17 protein-coding genes are annotated in these 17,385 nt (G+C 58.2%); 4 read left to right on the top strand and 13 right to left on the bottom strand.

All coding sequences use genetic code 11. The annotated features are described in order from the left end of the window. Nucleotides 1-103 precede the first annotated feature (103 nt). Together EBL_RS18760 and EBL_RS18755 are read left to right on the top strand one after the other, a co-directional pair. The gene (locus EBL_RS18760; RefSeq protein ID WP_002442648.1) at nt 104-868 is read left to right on the top strand and encodes a CDP-diacylglycerol diphosphatase; all 765 of its coding nucleotides are present in this window, start codon (nt 104-106) and stop codon (nt 866-868) included. Between the two features lie 9 nt (nt 869-877). Beyond that, nucleotides 878-2,182, top strand: a complete 1,305-nt coding sequence (locus EBL_RS18755) for an SLC13 family permease (protein WP_002442650.1) — start codon at nt 878-880, stop codon at nt 2,180-2,182. Between the two features lie 52 nt (nt 2,183-2,234). Here the strand turns inward: EBL_RS18755 and tpiA are convergent, their stop codons facing one another. Both tpiA and EBL_RS18745 read right to left on the bottom strand, forming a co-directional pair. Continuing rightward, on the bottom strand, nt 2,235-3,002 hold the full coding sequence (gene tpiA / locus EBL_RS18750; protein ID WP_002442652.1) for a triose-phosphate isomerase: 768 nt from the start codon (nt 3,000-3,002) through the stop codon (nt 2,235-2,237). A 103-nt stretch (nt 3,003-3,105) separates the two neighbouring features. Next, nucleotides 3,106-3,702 (bottom strand): YiiQ family protein, encoded by a 597-nt coding sequence (locus EBL_RS18745; protein WP_002442654.1) that lies wholly within the window; start codon nt 3,700-3,702, stop codon nt 3,106-3,108. 118 nt (nt 3,703-3,820) lie between these two features. On the opposite strand from EBL_RS18745, the gene EBL_RS18740 reads away from it, so the two are divergent. After that, nucleotides 3,821-4,240 (top strand): DUF805 domain-containing protein, encoded by a 420-nt coding sequence (locus tag EBL_RS18740; RefSeq protein WP_002442657.1) that lies wholly within the window; start codon nt 3,821-3,823, stop codon nt 4,238-4,240. A gap of 9 nt (nt 4,241-4,249) precedes the next feature. On the opposite strand, the gene fpr is transcribed toward EBL_RS18740, so the two are convergent. From fpr to EBL_RS18720, 4 genes are all read right to left on the bottom strand, one after another. After that, entirely contained in the window at nt 4,250-4,996 is a 747-nt protein-coding gene (fpr, locus tag EBL_RS18735) for a ferredoxin--NADP(+) reductase (protein ID WP_002442659.1), read from the bottom strand. Between the two features lie 99 nt (nt 4,997-5,095). Continuing rightward, nucleotides 5,096-6,106, bottom strand: coding sequence for a class II fructose-bisphosphatase (glpX, locus tag EBL_RS18730; protein ID WP_002442662.1), 1,011 nt, complete (start codon nt 6,104-6,106; stop codon nt 5,096-5,098). A gap of 118 nt (nt 6,107-6,224) precedes the next feature. Beyond that, complete coding sequence (gene glpK, locus EBL_RS18725) at nt 6,225-7,736, bottom strand: glycerol kinase GlpK (protein ID WP_002442664.1); 1,512 nt, start codon at nt 7,734-7,736, stop codon at nt 6,225-6,227. Nucleotides 7,737-7,758: 22 nt separating this feature from the next. Further along, the gene (locus EBL_RS18720; RefSeq protein WP_014716261.1) at nt 7,759-8,616 is read right to left on the bottom strand and encodes an MIP/aquaporin family protein; all 858 of its coding nucleotides are present in this window, start codon (nt 8,614-8,616) and stop codon (nt 7,759-7,761) included. Nucleotides 8,617-9,036: 420 nt separating this feature from the next. Here EBL_RS18720 and zapB point away from each other — a divergent pair, with 420 nt between their 5' ends. Further along, nucleotides 9,037-9,282, top strand: coding sequence for a septal ring assembly protein ZapB (gene zapB, locus EBL_RS18715; RefSeq protein WP_002442669.1), 246 nt, complete (start codon nt 9,037-9,039; stop codon nt 9,280-9,282). Nucleotides 9,283-9,357: 75 nt separating this feature from the next. Here zapB and rraA read toward each other — a convergent pair whose 3' ends face one another. From rraA to priA, 7 genes are all read right to left on the bottom strand, one after another. Then, entirely contained in the window at nt 9,358-9,843 is a 486-nt protein-coding gene (rraA, locus tag EBL_RS18710; protein WP_002442671.1) for a ribonuclease E activity regulator RraA, read from the bottom strand. A gap of 92 nt (nt 9,844-9,935) precedes the next feature. After that, on the bottom strand, nt 9,936-10,865 hold the full coding sequence (menA, locus tag EBL_RS18705; RefSeq protein ID WP_002442673.1) for a 1,4-dihydroxy-2-naphthoate polyprenyltransferase: 930 nt from the start codon (nt 10,863-10,865) through the stop codon (nt 9,936-9,938). A gap of 75 nt (nt 10,866-10,940) precedes the next feature. After that, nucleotides 10,941-12,272, bottom strand: coding sequence for an HslU--HslV peptidase ATPase subunit (gene hslU / locus EBL_RS18700; protein ID WP_002442675.1), 1,332 nt, complete (start codon nt 12,270-12,272; stop codon nt 10,941-10,943). Between the two features lie 11 nt (nt 12,273-12,283). Continuing rightward, nucleotides 12,284-12,814 (bottom strand): ATP-dependent protease subunit HslV, encoded by a 531-nt coding sequence (gene hslV, locus EBL_RS18695; RefSeq protein ID WP_002442677.1) that lies wholly within the window; start codon nt 12,812-12,814, stop codon nt 12,284-12,286. A gap of 100 nt (nt 12,815-12,914) precedes the next feature. Continuing rightward, on the bottom strand, nt 12,915-13,868 hold the full coding sequence (gene ftsN / locus EBL_RS18690) for a cell division protein FtsN (RefSeq protein WP_002442679.1): 954 nt from the start codon (nt 13,866-13,868) through the stop codon (nt 12,915-12,917). Between the two features lie 88 nt (nt 13,869-13,956). Beyond that, a complete protein-coding gene (cytR, locus tag EBL_RS18685; protein WP_014716257.1) occupies nt 13,957-14,997 on the bottom strand; it encodes a DNA-binding transcriptional regulator CytR in 1,041 nt (346 codons plus the stop codon). 162 nt (nt 14,998-15,159) lie between these two features. Beyond that, complete coding sequence (gene priA, locus EBL_RS18680; RefSeq protein WP_002442684.1) at nt 15,160-17,355, bottom strand: primosomal protein N'; 2,196 nt, start codon at nt 17,353-17,355, stop codon at nt 15,160-15,162. Between the last annotated feature and the right edge of the window lie 30 nt (nt 17,356-17,385).

Below are 17,385 nucleotides of genomic sequence, written 5' to 3'. Positions count from 1 at the left end.
GGGTGTTCACTTCAGCAATCAGAATGATAACGGCCCTGCGGGGCCGTTTCGCTTTGTGGCCTTTTTCGGTACTCTGAGGTGAGAATGTTAATCAGAGGTTATTATGCGGGCTGCAAAATGGGGAGCAGGGATAGCGATTGTGCTGGGGATTCTGGGCAGCGCCTGGCTGATACTGCGCCCGTACCACCCGGATGCCCTGTGGCAGATTGTCAGCAGGCAGTGCGTGCCGGGGCAACAACAGCATCAGGATCCGGCGCCCTGTCACAGTGTCAGCATGGCAGAGAATTACGTCACACTGAAAGATATTAACGGGCCTTTGCAGTATTTGCTGATGCCCGTTGCGCAGATCCGCGGTATTGAAAGCCCGCAGCTGCTCTCTCTGGATACGGCCAATTTCTTCTGGCTGGCCTGGCAGGCTCGGGGGTTGTTGAGCGAGCGCTACGGCCAGCCCATACCGGACAGCGCCCTCTCCCTGGCGATCAACTCCCCCTCCGGGCGCTCCCAGAACCAGTTACATATCCACATTTCCTGCCTGCGTAAAGACGTGCGCCAGCAACTGGACCACTGGGCGGCCGATGCGGGCAGCCGCTGGAGCCGGGCGGGAAACCTGGCAGGCCACCCGTACCTGGCCCGCAAAGTGAGCCGGGAAACGCTGGTGGAGGATGGCCCGTTTATTCTGCTGGCAAATGAGATCCCCGGTGCCCGCCAGAATATGGGGGCCTGGTCCCTGGCGCTGGCAAGCCTTGGTGATAACAGCTTCGTGCTCCTGGCGACCGAGAGGGATTACCTCACACTGAATTTTGCGTCTGCTGAGGAGCTTCAGGATCATGATTGCGGCATTCTGCCCCGGCCACCGGTCAGAAAATAAGGAGAAAGCATGGCATTATGGGTAACCCATCCGTTGTTCTGGCCCGGTGTGCTGATTCTGCTGACCATCGGGCTGTGGGCAACCTCTGCACTGCCGGAGTTTATTACGGCACTGCTGTTTTTTGCGCTGGCGATTATTACCAAAGTGGTTCCGGCACAGGCGCTGTTCAGCGGGTTTGCGTCATCGGCATTCTGGCTGGTGCTGAGCGGTTTTATTCTCGGGGTGGCGATACGAAAAACGGGCCTGGCAGACAGGGTGGCAGCCATGGTATCCGCCCGGCTGACCGGGAGCTGGTGGCAAATGGTCGGCTGCGTTGTGCTGCTGAGCTACGCCCTGGCGTTTGTGATGCCCTCGAATATGGGGCGTATCGCACTGCTGATGCCTATTGTGGCGGCCATGGCGCAGCGGGTCGGAATCGAAGAGGGCACCCGGGCGTGGTATGGCCTTGCTCTCGGGGTGGGGTTTGGCACTTTTCAGCTGTCGGCCTCCATTTTGCCGGCCAATGTCCCCAATATGGTGATGAGCGGCGCCGCTGAGGGGGCCTGGGGGATCCACCTTAATTACCTGCCTTATTTACTGCTTAACGGGCCGCTGCTGGGGGTACTGCGCGGTATCCTGATGGTGGTGGTTATCTGCTGGCTGTTTCCGGGCAAGCCCCGGCCGCCGCGCCAGGCGCTGGCGCTCCCCCCGGTGAGCCTTGCAGAAAAACGCCTTGCCGGTTTGCTGGTGGCGGTGCTGCTGCTGTGGCTCACCGAAGGCTGGCACGGTATTGGCCCGGCCTGGGTTGGCCTGGCGGCGGCGGTTATCACGCTGCTGCCCCGGGTGGGGTGTGTGACCAGCGATGAGTTTGCCAGCGGGGTGAATATCCGCACCTGTATTTATATTGCCGGAATTCTCGGGCTGGCGGCGGTCGTCACCCTGACCGGTATCGGCACCTTGCTCGGCCAGGCGCTGCTGAAGATAACACCGCTGGATCCACAGCGGCCTTTTGTCAGCTTTGCGTCGCTGGTGGGGATCACCACCGCCATGAACTTTTTTATGACCGCAAACGGGGTACCGGCGCTGTACAGCACCATGGCGGACAGTTTTGCCAGTGCCACCGGTTTTCCGATGCTGGCGGTGATCCTGATTCAGGTGATTGGTTATTCCACCCCGCTGCTGCCGTATCAGGCATCCCCCATCGTGGTGGCGATGGCGCTGGGAAGGGTGCCCGCACGGGCGGGAATGACGCTGTGTTTTGCGCTGGCGGCAATCACCTGGGTGATTGTGTTACCGCTGGAATATGGCTGGTACCGGCTGCTGGGGATGCTGTAAATAATAACACCTCCCGCAGGAGGTGTTATTTTGTGAAAACAGCGCGGGTGAATTACGCTTTTTTCGCAGTGGCTGCCGCTTTAACGATGGCCGCGAAAGCGTCTGCTTTCAGGGATGCACCGCCAACCAGCGCGCCGTCGATATCCGGCTGGCCAAACAGCTCTGCGGCGTTCGCAGCGTTCACGGAACCACCGTACTGGATGATAATGCCTGCTGCTACCTGGGCGTCGGCTTTAGCGATATGGTCGCGGATAAATTTGTGTACTGCCTGTGCCTGAGCCGGGGTTGCGGATTTACCCGTACCGATAGCCCATACAGGTTCGTAGGCGATAACGGCACCTTCCAGTGCTTTCGCGCCCATGGTTTTCAGCACCGCGTCGATCTGGCGGGCAACCACTTCTTCAGTCTGACCGGCTTCGTTTTCAGCTTCGGTTTCACCGATGCACAGTACCGGGATCAGGCCTTCTTCTTTCAGTACGGCAAATTTTTCAGCAATCAGCTCGTCAGTTTCACCGTGATAGGTACGGCGCTCAGAGTGGCCGATGATGATGTACTCAGCGCCCACGTCTTTCAGCATGGTCGGGGAGATTTCACCGGTGTAAGCGCCAGAGCGGTGCAGGCCCACGTCCTGAGCACCGAGGTGGATATGGCTGCCGCCGATATAACGGTCGGCCAGTTCTACATACATGAGAGGCGGGGCGATTGCTACGTCACAGCCATCAACAGTGGACAGTTCCTTACGCAGGCCAGCAATCAGTTCGTTGACCATTTGTTTGCTGCCGTTGAGTTTCCAGTTACCCATCACTAAAGGATGTCGCATTTTATTTCTCCACGCGGATTAGCAAATAATAACGCTGCCTCTCAGGGCAGCAGGTTCTGTGAAACAGTATAGAGACAACACACTATAAAGGCTTTGTTTTTCGTTAATGAGTGCCGGTGTTTAAATTCTCTGATAACGCTAGCTTAATCGGTTCAACAGCGAAGGTCAGCCCTTTTTCGCCATTATCTGCCACAACATAGCGGATTGCGCCGTCGTTACGGGAAAAGTAGCGTTTGTTTTTACCGCTGGTTAATAGCTGGCTGAGCTTCTGCTGGCTCTGGGCTTCACTCAGGGCCGGGGAAAAGGTGCGGATCAGGGCAGCCATATAGTTCAGCGCCATGGCCCGGGCGGGTTTTTGCTCCGGCCCCTGGATAGGCAGCCAGGTAATTTGCATGCTCTTAATTTTTAAGGTGCCGCGCTCCAGGGCTGTAGAGGCGTAGAGGTTTTCATTGATCTTACTGGCGGCCCGGGTCAGGTTGGCAGCGTCGCTGCCCGGGGCAATGGCGCGAAACTCCTCCAGCGGCAGTGTCGGGTTATTCAGGTTAAAGCGCGCCCTGAACTGGCTGATGGACAGATCAAAGGTCGGGGAGCCTGGCAGTAAATAGACCGCTGTCGGGGCAGTGGTATCGGGTGCTGCGCCCGCCTGGCTGGCCGCCAGGGCAGTGCAGGCAAGCGCCAGTACGGGTAGCAATATTTTCATCGGTATCGCGCTCCTGGCAGGGCAGTTATCTTCCGGAATTAAATCGGGATTGCGCCGGCTTGTCAAAGACCCGTCCCGCTGAGGTACACTAGCGTGATTATTATCATCAGGAATATTCATGACCCTACAGCAATGGTTGTTCTCTTTTCGCGGCCGTATCGGGCGGCGGGATTTCTGGATCTGGATTGGCCTGTGGCTGGCTGCCATGGTGATTCTGTTTTCACTGGCCGGTAAGGCGATGCTCAACATGCAAACCGCGGCGTTTATGCTGGTGTGCCTGCTGTGGCCAACCGCCTGCGTGGTGGTAAAGCGCCTGCATGACCGGGGAAAATCCGGTGCCTGGGCGTTTTTGCTGATCCTCGCCTGGATGCTGCTGGCGGGGAACTGGTCCGTGGTGGGCGGTATCTGGGAATGGGCCCTGGGCCGGTTTATTCCGGTGCTGATCATGGTGATGATTATTCTCGACCTGGGGGCGTTTACCGGCACCCAGGGGGAGAATAAATACGGCAAAGAGACCACGGACGTGAAATTCCACTGACCACCCGGGTTACCAGTAATGCTCCGCCGTGATATGCCCGGGGCGGCGGCGCAGGTGTTTGGTCATCTGCCGGGTCTCTTTGAGCAGTTGCGTGGTATCCCGGACCATTTGCGGGTTACCGCACAGCATCACGTGGCTGGTGGCGCTGTCCAGCGGTAAGCCTACCGCCTGCTCCAGTGCCCCCCGGGCGATAAGCTCCGGTATCCGGCCCTGTAGCGAGCCGGGGGCCGCCTCACGGCTGACGATGGTCTGAATACGCAGCTTGCCTTCATAGCGCTGTGCCAGGGCTGTCATACGCGGCAGATAGCTCAGATCTTGCTGATAACGTGCCGCATGCACCAGCACCAGGTTTTTAAAGCGCGCCAGATCCTGCCCCTGCTCCAGAATGGATAAATAGGGCCCCAGGGCGGTGCCGGTTGCCAGCATCCACAGGGTCTGGCAGTCGGGTATTTCTTCCAGCACGAAGAAACCGGCGGCATCTGCCACCACCTGAAGCTCATCCCCGGGTTTCATGGCGTGTAGCCGCGGGCTGAGCATGCCGTCCGGCACATTGACCAGGTAGAACTCCAGTTCGGGATTGTCGGGCGCATTCACGTAGGAATAGGCGCGCTGAACGCGCTCGCCGTTGATATCCAGGCCTAGCTTGGTGAACTGCCCGGCGGTAAACGGGGCGACAGGTGCGTCTACAGTGAGGGTGAAAAGTGAGTCTGTCCAGTGCTGAACACGGGTAACTTTTCCGGTAACCCAATCGGCCATTTTGCGCCTCCTGTTGATCAGATTGCCTTTATCTTCGCCGCAGCCGGGGAACATTTCCAGCCCGCAGGGGCTGGAAAGCTCAATCCGACAAACGGATGATTACAGGAGGTACTGGTGCAGGCTGGCGTCTTTGCGGTCGAGATAATGGACAGATTTAATCCGCCGGATGGTGCGTGATTTACCGCGGATAAGCAGTGTCTCCGTGGTGGCCATATTGCCTTTACGGCTGATGCCCTCCAGCAGATCGCCTTTGGTGATCCCGGTGGCGGAGAACACCACATTATCGCTTTTGGCCATCTGATCGAGCGTCAGGATCTGTTCTGCTTCGATCCCCATCGCCCGGCAGCGTGCCAGCTCCTGCTCACCGATGCGGCGGTTCTCCGGGGTATCACCCTTCACGTGGTGGCGCGCCAGCAGGCGGCCCTGCATGTCTCCGTCCAGCGCGCGGATAACCGCCGCAGATACCACCCCTTCAGGGGCACCGCCAATGCCATACAGCACGTCGACTTCGCTGTCCGGCATACAGGTGAGGATAGAGGCGGCCACATCACCGTCCGGAATGGCGAAAATACGCACGCCCAGTTTTTGCATGGCGGCGATAACCTGCTCATGGCGGGGTTTGGCGAGAATGGTGACTGTCAGCTCGTGCAGCGGCTTGCCGAGGGCGGTGGCAACGCGGGCAAAGTTTTCCTCCAGGGGCAGGCTGAGATCAATAACCCCCCGGGCGCCGGGCCCGACAATCAGCTTTTCCATATACATATCCGGCGCGTTCAGGAAGCAGCCTTTATCGCCCACGGCCATGACTGCCAGCGCATTGGCCTGGCCCATGGCGGTCATCCGGGTGCCTTCAATGGGGTCTACCGCGATATCAACCTGGTCGCCCTTGCCCGTACCAACGTTCTCACCGATGTACAGCATCGGGGCTTCGTCGATTTCCCCTTCACCGATAACAATCTGGCCGTCGATATTGACCTGGTTAAGCATAATACGCATGGCGTTTACCGCCGCGCCATCTGCGGCGTTTTTGTCGCCCCGGCCCAGCCATTTGTAGCCAGCCAGCGCCGCCGCTTCCGTTACCCGGGAAAATTCGATGGCAAGTTCTCGTCTCATAGCACACCCATTCAGCAAAGAAATTGCCCGGAGTGTAGCACATGCAAAGCAGCCGGAAGATGAGCAGGGATAAGGGAAGGGGAGAGGCGGGGGCCGCAGCCCCCGCAGTCAGACGGGATTACTGATCGTGATCTTCCCAGGCAAGCGCGCGTTTAACGGCTTTTTTCCAGCCTTCGTAACGGTAATTACGCTCCACGGTCTCGATACCGGGGCGGAATTCACGCTCAATGGTGGCTTTCTCGCTCAGCTCGTCGAGGTTTTGCCAGTAGCCAACCGCCAGGCCCGCCAGATAAGCGGCCCCGAGGGCGGTCACTTCCCGCACTTCCGGGCGCTCAACCCGGGTGCCGAGGATATCGGCCTGGAACTGCATCAGGAAGTTGTTGGCCACGGCGCCACCGTCTACCCGCAGGGCGTGGAGGCGGATACCCGCATCTGCCTGCATGGCTTCCAGCACATCGCGGGTCTGGTAGGCGATAGACTCAAGGGTGGCGCGGATAATATGGTTAGCGTTTACCCCACGGGTCAGCCCGAGGATGGCTCCACGGGCATAGGGATCCCAGTACGGGGCACCCAGGCCGGTGAACGCCGGAACCACATACACCCCGTTGCTGTCTTTCACTTTACCGGCAAAGTATTCCGAGTCGGCCGCGTCGTTAATCAGCTTCATTTCGTCGCGCAGCCACTGGATGGAGGCACCCCCCATAAATACCGCCCCTTCAAGGGCGTAGTTCACTTCCCCGCGTGGGCCGCAGGCGATGGTGGTCAGAAGCCCGTGGCCGGAGCGTACCGCCTGGGTGCCGGTGTTCATCAGCATAAAGCAGCCGGTGCCGTAGGTGTTTTTCGCCATCCCCTGTTTAACACACAGCTGGCCGAACAGGGCCGCCTGCTGATCCCCGGCGATCCCGGAGATGGGAATACGGGTGCCGCCTTTACCGCCAATGTTGGTCTGGCCGTAAACTTCGGAGGATTTACGCACCTCTGGCAGCATCTCCCGCGGGATGTCCAGGGCGTCCAGCATTTTGTCGTCCCACTGTAAGTCGTGGATATTGAACAGCATGGTGCGTGAGGCGTTGGTGTAGTCGGTGACGTGTACCCGGCCCTGGGTCATACGCCAGATAAGCCAGGTATCCACAGTACCGAATAACAGCTCGCCGCGTCTGGCCCGCTCACGGGCCCCTTCTACGTGGTCGAGGATCCATTTTACTTTTGTACCGGAGAAATACGGGTCGATCACCAGGCCTGTGGCGTGGCGGATATACTCCTCCATGCCGTCGCGTTTTAGCTGCTCGCAGATATCCGCGGTGCGGCGGCACTGCCAGACAATGGCGTTATAAATGGGTTTGCCGGTCTCTTTTTCCCAGACGATGGTGGTTTCGCGCTGGTTCGTGATCCCGATGGCGGCAATCTGATCAGAGCCAATATCCGCTTTGGCCAGTGCTTCGACCAGTGTTGAGCTCTGGGAGGCCCAGATCTCCATGGGGTCGTGCTCAACCCAGCCTGCTTTGGGGTAGATTTGCTCAAATTCACGCTGTGAGACGCTGACAATGTTAGCATCATGATCCATGACCACGGCGCGGGAGCTGGTGGTGCCCTGGTCGAGCGCGACAATGTATTTCTTTTCGGTAGTCATAATTGGCGTCCTGACATTCAAATTATAGTGAAGCATTCGGCTGGTGTGCCGCAGGTTGCTCTGCCGTTTCTGCGGGTGCTTTTTGGGCAGCACCTGGCAGGTACGGGCTAATCAGTTTCTTGTAGCTGAACGCGCCAACGACGGCGCCAGCGACGGGTGCGAATAACGGTACCAGGAAGTAGGGAACAGGCAAGCCGCCCGTGAAGGCCACGTCTCCCCAGCCTGCCAGCCACGCCAGTGCTTTAGGCCCCAGATCACGTGCCGGGTTCATGGCAAAGCCGGTCAGCGGGCCCATAGATGCCCCGATAACCGCAATCAGCAGGCCAATCAGCAGCGGCGCCAGCGGGCCACGCGGAATACCGTTGCCGTCATCGGTCAGTGCCATAATCAGTCCCATTAAGACGGCGGTGATCACCAGTTCAACCGCGAAAGACTGGATGAAGTTCAGGTGAACGTTCGGGTAAGTCGAGAAGACCCCCGCCAGCTCCAGGCTGCCGACGCTGCCGCGCACCATATGGTGGGTATGTTCAAAATCGAAAAATAAATTGTAGTAAAGCCCGTAAACCAACGCGGCGGCGCAAAACGCACCGGCCATCTGGGAAAGAATGAAAGGGACGACGTTACGTTTATTAAAGTTTGCGAACATCCAGAGTGCGAGTGTAACGGCCGGGTTGAGATGCGCCCCGGATACGCCTGCGGTCAGGTAAATGGCCAGTGCCACACCTAATCCCCAGATAACGCTGATCTCCCACTGACCGAATGCGGCCCCGGCGACTTTTAACGCCGCGACGCATCCCACACCGAAGAAGACCAACAACCCGGTACCTAAAAACTCTGCGATACACTGACCTCGTAAAGATGGAGCTGCTGTTTGACTCATAATCGGGTCCTGAAGGCGAAATGAATGGTTATTGTCGTTAGGCATCCCTGCGACTATTGCCTCATGGGCGTGGTGTTAATTTATCGTTAACGCGTAAAAACGAAAAATACCGAAATTGAAATATGCGTGGCGCGTCAAAAAAGTGCGCGTTTTCGCGCCAAAAAGTCGATGTGCAGCAGAATTTACGAATCCGGAAGCGCCATATAGTTTCGCGCCGTTAACATTTTTTTAGCGCTGTTGCCGGTATTTCCGGTTTGCTGAAAATTGACAGGAAATGCAAAGAGCGCGGTATCCCGCTGGACACGGGCAGTCGGGCTTCTTACAATCGGAGAACTGCGTAGTGTGCGCGTGTTTTAAGGCGTCACCACTCATTTTGGGACGGGGTAGTTATCCGACAACGCCTTGCAATTCGGGAGAGGTATGACAATGTCATTTGAAGTTTTTGAAAAACTGGAAGCGAAGGTCCAGCAGGCGGTTGATACTATCACGCTGCTGCAGATGGAAATCGAAGAACTGAAAGAAAAAAACAATACCCTGACTCAGGAAGTTCAGCAGGCTCAGGGCAGCGCTGAAGAGGCGGCGCGTGAAAACGAACGCCTGAAAGAACAGCAAAACGGCTGGCAGGATCGTCTGCAGGCGCTGCTGGGTAAAATGGACGAGGTCTGATTACCCATCCGTTGCGGACATAAAAAAGGTACCGGTTACGGTACCTTTTTTGTGGCGGGTTGTCAGGCCGGTGCGTTACTCGATATCGAGCGGATCCTCAGACAGAATAATCCCGGTGTTATCCGCATACAGATGATCACCGGAGAAAAACGTCACGCCGCCAAAATTCACCCGCACGTCGCTTTCGCCGACGCCTTCACCGGCAGCACCCGCCGGGATAGCGGCAATGGCCTGAATTCCCAGATCCAGCTCCTCCAGCGCGTCTACCTGGCGCACAGAGCCGTAGACCACAATGCCTTCCCACTCATTTTGTACGGCCAGCCGGGCAAGGTCGGCATCGATCAGTGCGCGACGCACTGAGCCGCCACCATCGACCAGCAGCACACGGCCCTGGCCGTTCTCCTCCAGCATTTCATACAGCAATCCGTTGTCCTCGAAACATTTCACTGTGATGATTTGCCCGCCAAACGATGTCCGCCCACCAAAGTTGGAGAACAGGGGTTCAACGACGTTGACATCTTCCTGGTAGATGTCGCAAAGCTCGGAAGTATCGTATTTCATAGGTTTAACGTTCAATTGCTGCACGAGTAGTCAGTATATCGCGTAAAGTGAATTGTTGGCAAAATCATCAATTGTTAATTGATATTCGTCATTTAAAATTGCACTTTGCTGAGCACAACACCCAGTGCAAACAACAGGTTAGTCAGCAGTGCGCCTTTTACCGTGCGCTCCAGCATCGGGCGCATGGCAACGGGATCCCGCTCACGCAGTACATAACCGGCCTGTTTTGCCAGCACTGGTGCCGCCAGAATAAACAGCCAGCCCCACAGGCTTTGCAGCCAGATAATATTAAACAGCGCCAGGCACAGCAGGGTCCCCCCCAGCAGGCAGGCGTGGTAGCGGCGTGCCCCCTCCGGGCCGAGGCGTACCGCCAGGGTGTTTTTGCCGTTTTGCCGGTCGCTGTCGATATCGCGCAGGTTATTAATGTTCAGTACGGCCGTTGCCAGCAGGCCGCAGGCGGTTGCCGGAAGGACAATGGAAAAGGTCAGGGTGTGCGCCTGTAAATACCAGGTGCCCATCACGCTCAGCCAGCCGAAGAAGATCAGTACCGAGATATCCCCAAGCCCCATATAGCCATAGGGACGGGTGCCCACGGTGTAGGTGATGGCGGCGATAATCGACAGTAATCCGAGCAGCAAAAAGCCCATAAAGTCTGCCGGGGTGCGGCAGGCAACGGAGACCAGCAGGATCCCGGAAAGGCAAATCAGCGCCACGGTCAGCATCAGGGCTTTTTTCATCTGCGCCTGGGTTATCATCCCTTTTTGCATGCCGCGCAGTGGCCCGATCCGGTCCGGCTTATCGCTGCCTTTGACCGCATCGCCATAGTCATTGGCAAGGTTGGAGAGAATTTGCAGTAACCCGGCAGTGATCAGCGCCAGCAGGGCGACCAGCGGGTTAAACAGATCTTGCCACCAGGCCAGCACAGAGCCCATCAGCGTTGAGGAGAAGCACAGCGGTAAGGTTTTTGGACGCAGGCTTTCCAGCCATGCCTGCGTTTTGCCTGCAGGGTGTGAATCGGTCATTTTTAATTGTCGCCAGCCAGAAAAAATGGGGGCAGTGGCCCCCATCCGGAATGATGAAAACGATAATGCCAGCGATTATAGGATAAAACGGCTCAGATCTTCATCTGCAACCAGCTCATCCAGATGTTTACCGACATATTCTGCATTGATGATAATGCGCTGACCGTTGAGATCACTGGCGTCATAGGAGATATCTTCCATCAGACGCTCCAGCACAGTATGCAGACGACGGGCACCGATGTTTTCAGTGCTCTCGTTCACCTGCCATGCGGCCTGGGCGATACGGCGGATGCCGTCGTCGGTAAATTCGATATCCACCCCTTCGGTTGCCATCAGCGCTTTGTACTGTACCGTCACAGAAGCGTTTGGCTCCGTCAGGATACGTTCAAAATCTTCAGCGGTCAGGGCCTGGAGCTCAACGCGGATCGGCAGGCGGCCCTGCAGTTCCGGGATAAGATCCGACGGGCTGGCAATCTGGAACGCGCCGGAGGCGATAAACAGAATGTGGTCGGTTTTGACCATGCCGTGTTTGGTTGATACGGTGCAGCCTTCAACCAGCGGCAGCAGGTCACGCTGTACCCCCTCGCGGGAGACATCCGGCCCCTGGGAGTTGCCGCGTTTGCAGATTTTATCGATCTCGTCGATAAACACGATGCCGTGCTGTTCAACGGCTTCGATAGCCTGCTGCTTGAGCTCTTCCGGGTTCACCAGTTTGGCGGCTTCTTCTTCGATAAGCAGCTTTAAGGCGTCTTTGATTTTCAGTTTACGCGGTTTTTGTTTCTGGCCGCCTAAATTCTGGAACATAGACTGCAGCTGGCTGGTCATCTCCTCCATACCCGGAGGCGCCATAATTTCTACGCCCATCGGTGCCGCCGCCAGATCGATTTCGATTTCTTTGTCGTCCAGCTCCCCTTCGCGCAGTTTTTTGCGGAAGGCCTGGCGCGCAGCAGAAGGCTCAGCCACCGATTCCGCCTGGCCCCAGTTGTTTTTTGCCGGCGGGATCAGCACGTCAAGAATGCGCTCTTCGGCCAGCTCTTCGGCGCGGTAGCGGTTCTTTTCAATCGACTGCATACGTACCATTTTCACTGCGGCATCCGTCAGATCGCGGATGATGGAGTCAACCTCTTTCCCCACATAGCCCACTTCGGTGAATTTGGTCGCTTCTACTTTGATAAACGGCGCGTTGGCCAGTTTCGCCAGGCGGCGGGCAATTTCAGTTTTACCCACCCCGGTTGGCCCGATCATCAGGATATTTTTCGGGGTAACTTCGTGGCGCAGCTCTTCGTTAAGCTGCATACGACGCCAGCGGTTACGCAGGGCAATCGCTACAGAACGCTTTGCCGCATCCTGACCAATAATATGTTTGTTCAGTTCGCTGACAATTTCGCGTGGGGTCATTTCAGACATGGCTTCGATCCTTACGCTTTAGACGGTAATTCTTCGATAGTTTGGAAGTGGTTGGTGTAGATGCAAATATCGCCAGCAATTCCTAAGGCTTTTTCCACGATATCGTGGGCGCTTAATTCGGTATTTTCCAGCAGTGCACGGGCAGCGGCCTGGGCGTATGGCCCGCCGGAGCCGATGGCAATCAGATCGTTTTCCGGCTGTACCACATCCCCGTTACCGGTGATGATAAGCGAGGCGTTTTCGTCCGCCACCGCCAGCAGCGCTTCGAGCTTGCGCAGCATTCTGTCGGTACGCCAGTCTTTGGCAAGTTCTACTGCGGCTTTCACCAGATGCCCCTGATGCATCTCCAGCTTACGCTCGAAGAGCTCAAACAGGGTGAAGGCATCGGCAGTACCCCCGGCAAACCCGGCGATAACTTTGTCGTTATACAGGCGACGGACTTTCTTCACGTTGCCTTTCATCACGGTGTTACCTAACGTGGCCTGACCATCACCACCAATTACCACATGGCCGTTACGGCGCACACTCACTATTGTTGTCACGGGCAGACCCCTTATAACTAGCTGAATATGGGCACCCCGCTTGCCCTTACGGCAAACGGGGTTACAGATGAGAGTATAGATGGGGGGGATTTCGGGGGTTTCAACCCCCGGCAGAAAGACGAATACAGTTTGGGTGGCCGGCCACTTTCAGGCGGCCCATGGTGCTTTCTGCGGCGTCCTTACCTTTCACCGGGCCAATTACCACACGATTCCAGCCGTTATTGGTGGTGATCCGCGAATCGAAACCCTCAAACGCCAGTTTCGCGCGCACGGTTTCCGCCTGCTCTGCGCCACGGAATGAGCCGCACTGGATCATCCAGCGGCGGGTGTCTGTTTTGTCTGCCGCTTTCGGTGCGGTTTCCTGGGTCACCGGTGCCGGTTTGCTGACCGCGGCGGTTTTCGGCGGGCTCTGCACCGGTTCCTGATAGGGCTGAGCGGCAGGTTTATGCTGCTGCACCGGACGGGCGGGCTGGCTCTGCACCGGGGCCGCGGCGACACTGCGTGGTGGTGTTGCCGGTTGCTCAGCCATACGCGGCTGGCTGCGTACCTGTTCTTGCTCCTGCTGATGCCGGGCATTCCACAGGGCCTGGCGCTGCAGAGTCTGCTGGCGCTGGGCCGGGGTCTGCTCATTCCACGGCACTTCACTCAGCTGGGTGGGTTGCTGGCGCATATCGGCCTGCATTTGCTCCAGTAGCTGGCGCTGCTCGTCTGTCAGCTGGCTCTGGTTGGTTATCTCGCCACCGGCTGTGGGCTCTGTGGGGGTACGCACGCCGGGCTGGCGGCCTTCGAGCTCTTTGATATAGCGCCAGCGCTCTTCGGGCTTCGGCGGCAGGCCGTTACCCGGCACTTTCTGGGTGGTCAGCGCCTCGCTCTCTTCTTTTTTGTGGTGCGTGATGAAATACAGGCCGCCAATGAACACCACCAGCACAGCCGCAGCGATGCCGATCATCACTGGCGAGACAGCAGGCATGGAGCGCGCCTTTTTGCGTGAGTTCGTTTTTTTGCGTCGTGCGGGGGAAGGTTGCCCGCGACGTACATAATCTCGTTGTGCCACTATCGTTTCGCTGTTGTCGTTTGTATCTCAGCCCGCCATGTTACTTAAGGGGCGGGCCTTTGACCAGATTGCGGAGTCTTAATCATGCTCATTTTACTTGCAGAGCACGCACAGAGCCGCGTAAAACCAGTTCACAGTCCAGCAAACGGGAGCCGCTCTCCACCATTTGACCATGAAGCTGGTCAAGCAGCAGTAGCATGGCCTGCCGGCCAATCTCAAAGCGGGGCTGGGAGACGGTGGTTAACGGCGGGTCGCAGAACCGGGACAGGGCGATATTATCAAAGCCAATAATAGACATATCTTCCGGTACTTTCAGGCCGCAGCGCTTAACATGCGACAGGGCGCCCAGCGCCATCACATCACTGTGGCAAAACACCGCCGTGGGCGGTGTTGGCTGGTTCAGTAACTGCTCCATGGCGGCGGCACCCGCCTCGTAGGTAAAATCCCCCCGGGCAATATAGTGGGGATCGACCGTTACGCCACGGCGGCGCAGCGCCTGCACATAGCCCTGTAACCGGTAGTGGCACAGGGGCATCTCTTCCGGCCCGGCAATACAGGCGATACGCTGGTGCCCCAGCTCCTGTAAATACGATACCGCGTTAAAAGAGGCCGTAAGATTATCAATATGTACGGTGGGCAGCTCCAGCTCGGGGGCGAACTCATTCGCCATCACCATGGGCGGCAGGTTGCGCTGCTCTTCTTTGCTGGCGTCAAAAGGCAGGCGCGAGCCCAGCAACAGCATGCCGTCGATTTGCTTGGTGATAATCAGATCGATGAAGGTTTTTTCCTGCTGGTTCTGGTGTGCGCAGTCGCCAATCAGCACCAGGTACTGTTGTTCTGCTGCGGTCACTTCGATGCCGCGAATAATCTCGCTGAAAAAGGGGTCGCAGATATCCGGTACAATCACCAGAATAGTGCGGGATTCATGGCGTTTAACGTTGCGTCCCGGCGCGTGGGGCAGATAACCTACAGCAATCGCCGCCTGCTCCACTTTACTCCGTGTCGCCTGCGAGACTTTATCCGGGTTCATTAAGGCGCGGGAAACCGTGGCGGTAGAAACGTTCGCTTTCAGGGCAACGTCTTTCATCGTCGCGGCTGTGGCAGCCTGCTTGTCTTGTTTCAACTTCATCTCCTCACACCTGCGCTCTGTGGGCGTCGACATTCCTGTTGTCTGATCGTGCTCACATTTTTAACAGATATCAGGGCGGGAAGTTACAGTTCTTTCAGCAAAAATGTGAACTGCATTAAATTTTGCGGCGCTGATCGCACGCGAGGTTTTTCCGCCGACGATTCAGCTCTCAATCGGGTCCACATCCAGATACCACTTAACCCGCCGCGACTCCGGTAGCGTGTGCACCAGCGGCAGGCTGGCACTGATGATGCGTTGCAGCCGGGCGCGGGAGGGGTGCTGTAGCAGTAACTGCCAGCGGAAGCGGCCGTTGCGTTTGGGCTGCAGGGCAGGCACCGGCCCCAGCAGCCAGAGCTGATTGTCGGTGAGCGGGCTGGCCATCAGCAGATTGCGCAACTGGTGTAAAAACAGCGCGGCCTGCTGGTTGTCGTGATCTTCGGCGCGGATCAGGATATGGCTGCTCCAGGGGGGCAGCATCACGCTCTGGCGCTCGGCCAGCGCCTGCCGGGCAAAGGCGTCGTACCCCTGGTGGAGCAGGGTCTGTAATAGCGGATGCTCCGGGTGGTGGGTTTGCAGGAGCACTTCCCCGGCTTTACCGGCGCGACCGGCCCGGCCGGAGACCTGAGTAAAAAGCTGGGCAAAGCGCTCTGCGGCCCGGAAATCGGCGGAGAACAGCGCGCCGTCCACATCCAGCAGCGCTACCAGGGTGACATCCGGGAAGTGGTGGCCCTTGGCCAGCATCTGGGTGCCTATCAGTATTCTGGCCCCGCCCCGGTGCACTTCCGCCAGTTGCTGCTCCAGCGCCCCTTTGCGGCTGGTGGTGTCCCGGTCAATACGCGACAGCGGCACGCCCGGGAAAAACGGCGCCAGCCCCTGCTCCAGTTGCTCGGTGCCCATGCCCACCGGCACCAGGTGTGTGGAGCCGCACTGGGGGCACTGGGGGGGAACCGGGCGCTGGCTGTCACAGTGGTGGCAGCGCAGGTGGCGCTGGGCCTGGTGAAAGGTGTAGTAGTGATCGCAGCGCGGGCATTCGGCTATCCAGCCGCAGTCGTGGCACAGCAGCGCCGGGGAGAAGCCGCGACGGTTAAGAAACAAAATAACCTGGTTGTCCTGGCTGAGGTGCTGGCGCATCCGGGCTATTAATGCGGGCGCAAGGCCGGTCTGTAGCTGCTGGCCTTTAAGGTCAATCACATGCTGGGCCGCCGGGCGGGCATTACCGGCCCGCCGGGTCAGGGTCAGGCGGCGGTATTTTCCGAGCTGCACATTGTGCAGGGTTTCCAGCGCCGGTGTCGCAGAGCCGAGCACCACGGGGATATTTTCCGCATGTGCCCGGTATACCGCTAAGTCCCGGGCGTGGTAACGCCAGCCTTCCTGCTGTTTATAGGAGCTGTCGTGCTCTTCATCAATCACAATCACGCCGAGATCTTTAAACGGCGTAAATAAGGCGGAGCGGGTACCGATGACGATTGCCGCTTCCCCGTCCCGGGCCTTCAGCCAGGTGGCGAGCCGCTCGCCGTCATTCAGGCCGGAGTGCAGCACCTCTACGGGGGCGTTAAAGCGCTCGCGAAAGCGGGCGATAGTCTGGGGGGTCAGGCCAATTTCCGGTACGAGCACCAGCGCCTGGCGCCCCTGCGCCAGCACGTTTTCCAGCACGGTCAGGTAGACCTCGGTTTTGCCGGAGCCGGTTATCCCTTCCAGCAGCCAGGGGCTGAAGGTATCCAGCTGGCTGTGGATCGCCCCGACTGCGGTTGCCTGTTCGGTGTTCAGGCGCAGGCGCTCCCCGGCGGTACTGTACTGGGGGCGCCAGTCGCGCACGTCCGGCTGCTGGCTGCGTAAATCACTCAGCCCTTTGGCCCGCAACGCCTGGAGTGCCGTCTCGGTGATCTCCATTTCTGCCACCTGGTGGCGCCAGATATTTCCCTGGCGCAGGGCGGCCAGCGCCTGTTGCTGCTTCGGGGCGCGTTTCAGGGTGTTGATATCGGTGGCCATGCCCTGTTCGGTGGCGTACCAGTACCACAGGGGGGCGGACTGTGCCGGTTTGCCCAGGCGCAGTAACCCCGGCAGAGCATGGAAGATAACTTCGCCAATGGGGTAGTGATAGTAGTTCGCCGCCCAGCGTAGCAGCTGCCATAAGGAGGCCGGGAGCAGCGGGGTGGTGTCGATAAGGGATTCGATGGTCTTCAGCCCGTCGGGCGGCAGCTCGCTGGTGTCTGCGCATCCGGTGACGATGCCGGTCATGTTGCGCTTACCAAACGGCACCTGAACCCGGCAACCCTCAGCGACCGGCATATCTGCCGGGATCAGATAGTCGAAGGTGCGGTGCAGGGGGACGGGCAGGGCAACATGGGCAACAGGCATTCAGGCTCCGGGATGTGAAAAATCACGGCA

The sequence above is a fragment of the Shimwellia blattae DSM 4481 = NBRC 105725 genome, from assembly GCF_000262305.1.
In the GTDB taxonomy this organism is placed as follows: domain Bacteria; phylum Pseudomonadota; class Gammaproteobacteria; order Enterobacterales; family Enterobacteriaceae; genus Shimwellia; species Shimwellia blattae.
The sequence above is the reverse complement of the archived record's forward strand: the minus strand, read 5'-3'. Positions and strand labels throughout refer to the sequence as shown.

What these genes read in the sequence shown, in the direction of transcription:
- glpK (WP_002442664.1), bottom strand. Translation starts at nt 7,736, where the DNA reads ATGACTACCGAAAAGAAATACATTGTCGCGCTCGACCAGGGCACCACC.
- EBL_RS18760 (WP_002442648.1), top strand. Translation starts at nt 104, where the DNA reads ATGCGGGCTGCAAAATGGGGAGCAGGGATAGCGATTGTGCTGGGGATT.
- priA (WP_002442684.1), bottom strand. Translation starts at nt 17,355, where the DNA reads ATGCCTGTTGCCCATGTTGCCCTGCCCGTCCCCCTGCACCGCACCTTC.
- EBL_RS18755 (WP_002442650.1), top strand. Translation starts at nt 878, where the DNA reads ATGGCATTATGGGTAACCCATCCGTTGTTCTGGCCCGGTGTGCTGATT.
- tpiA (WP_002442652.1), bottom strand. Translation starts at nt 3,002, where the DNA reads ATGCGACATCCTTTAGTGATGGGTAACTGGAAACTCAACGGCAGCAAA.
- EBL_RS18740 (WP_002442657.1), top strand. Translation starts at nt 3,821, where the DNA reads ATGACCCTACAGCAATGGTTGTTCTCTTTTCGCGGCCGTATCGGGCGG.
- fpr (WP_002442659.1), bottom strand. Translation starts at nt 4,996, where the DNA reads ATGGCCGATTGGGTTACCGGAAAAGTTACCCGTGTTCAGCACTGGACA.
- rraA (WP_002442671.1), bottom strand. Translation starts at nt 9,843, where the DNA reads ATGAAATACGATACTTCCGAGCTTTGCGACATCTACCAGGAAGATGTC.
- EBL_RS18720 (WP_014716261.1), bottom strand. Translation starts at nt 8,616, where the DNA reads ATGAGTCAAACAGCAGCTCCATCTTTACGAGGTCAGTGTATCGCAGAG.
- hslU (WP_002442675.1), bottom strand. Translation starts at nt 12,272, where the DNA reads ATGTCTGAAATGACCCCACGCGAAATTGTCAGCGAACTGAACAAACAT.
- zapB (WP_002442669.1), top strand. Translation starts at nt 9,037, where the DNA reads ATGACAATGTCATTTGAAGTTTTTGAAAAACTGGAAGCGAAGGTCCAG.
- glpX (WP_002442662.1), bottom strand. Translation starts at nt 6,106, where the DNA reads ATGAGACGAGAACTTGCCATCGAATTTTCCCGGGTAACGGAAGCGGCG.
- menA (WP_002442673.1), bottom strand. Translation starts at nt 10,865, where the DNA reads ATGACCGATTCACACCCTGCAGGCAAAACGCAGGCATGGCTGGAAAGC.
- cytR (WP_014716257.1), bottom strand. Translation starts at nt 14,997, where the DNA reads ATGAAGTTGAAACAAGACAAGCAGGCTGCCACAGCCGCGACGATGAAA.
- EBL_RS18745 (WP_002442654.1), bottom strand. Translation starts at nt 3,702, where the DNA reads ATGAAAATATTGCTACCCGTACTGGCGCTTGCCTGCACTGCCCTGGCG.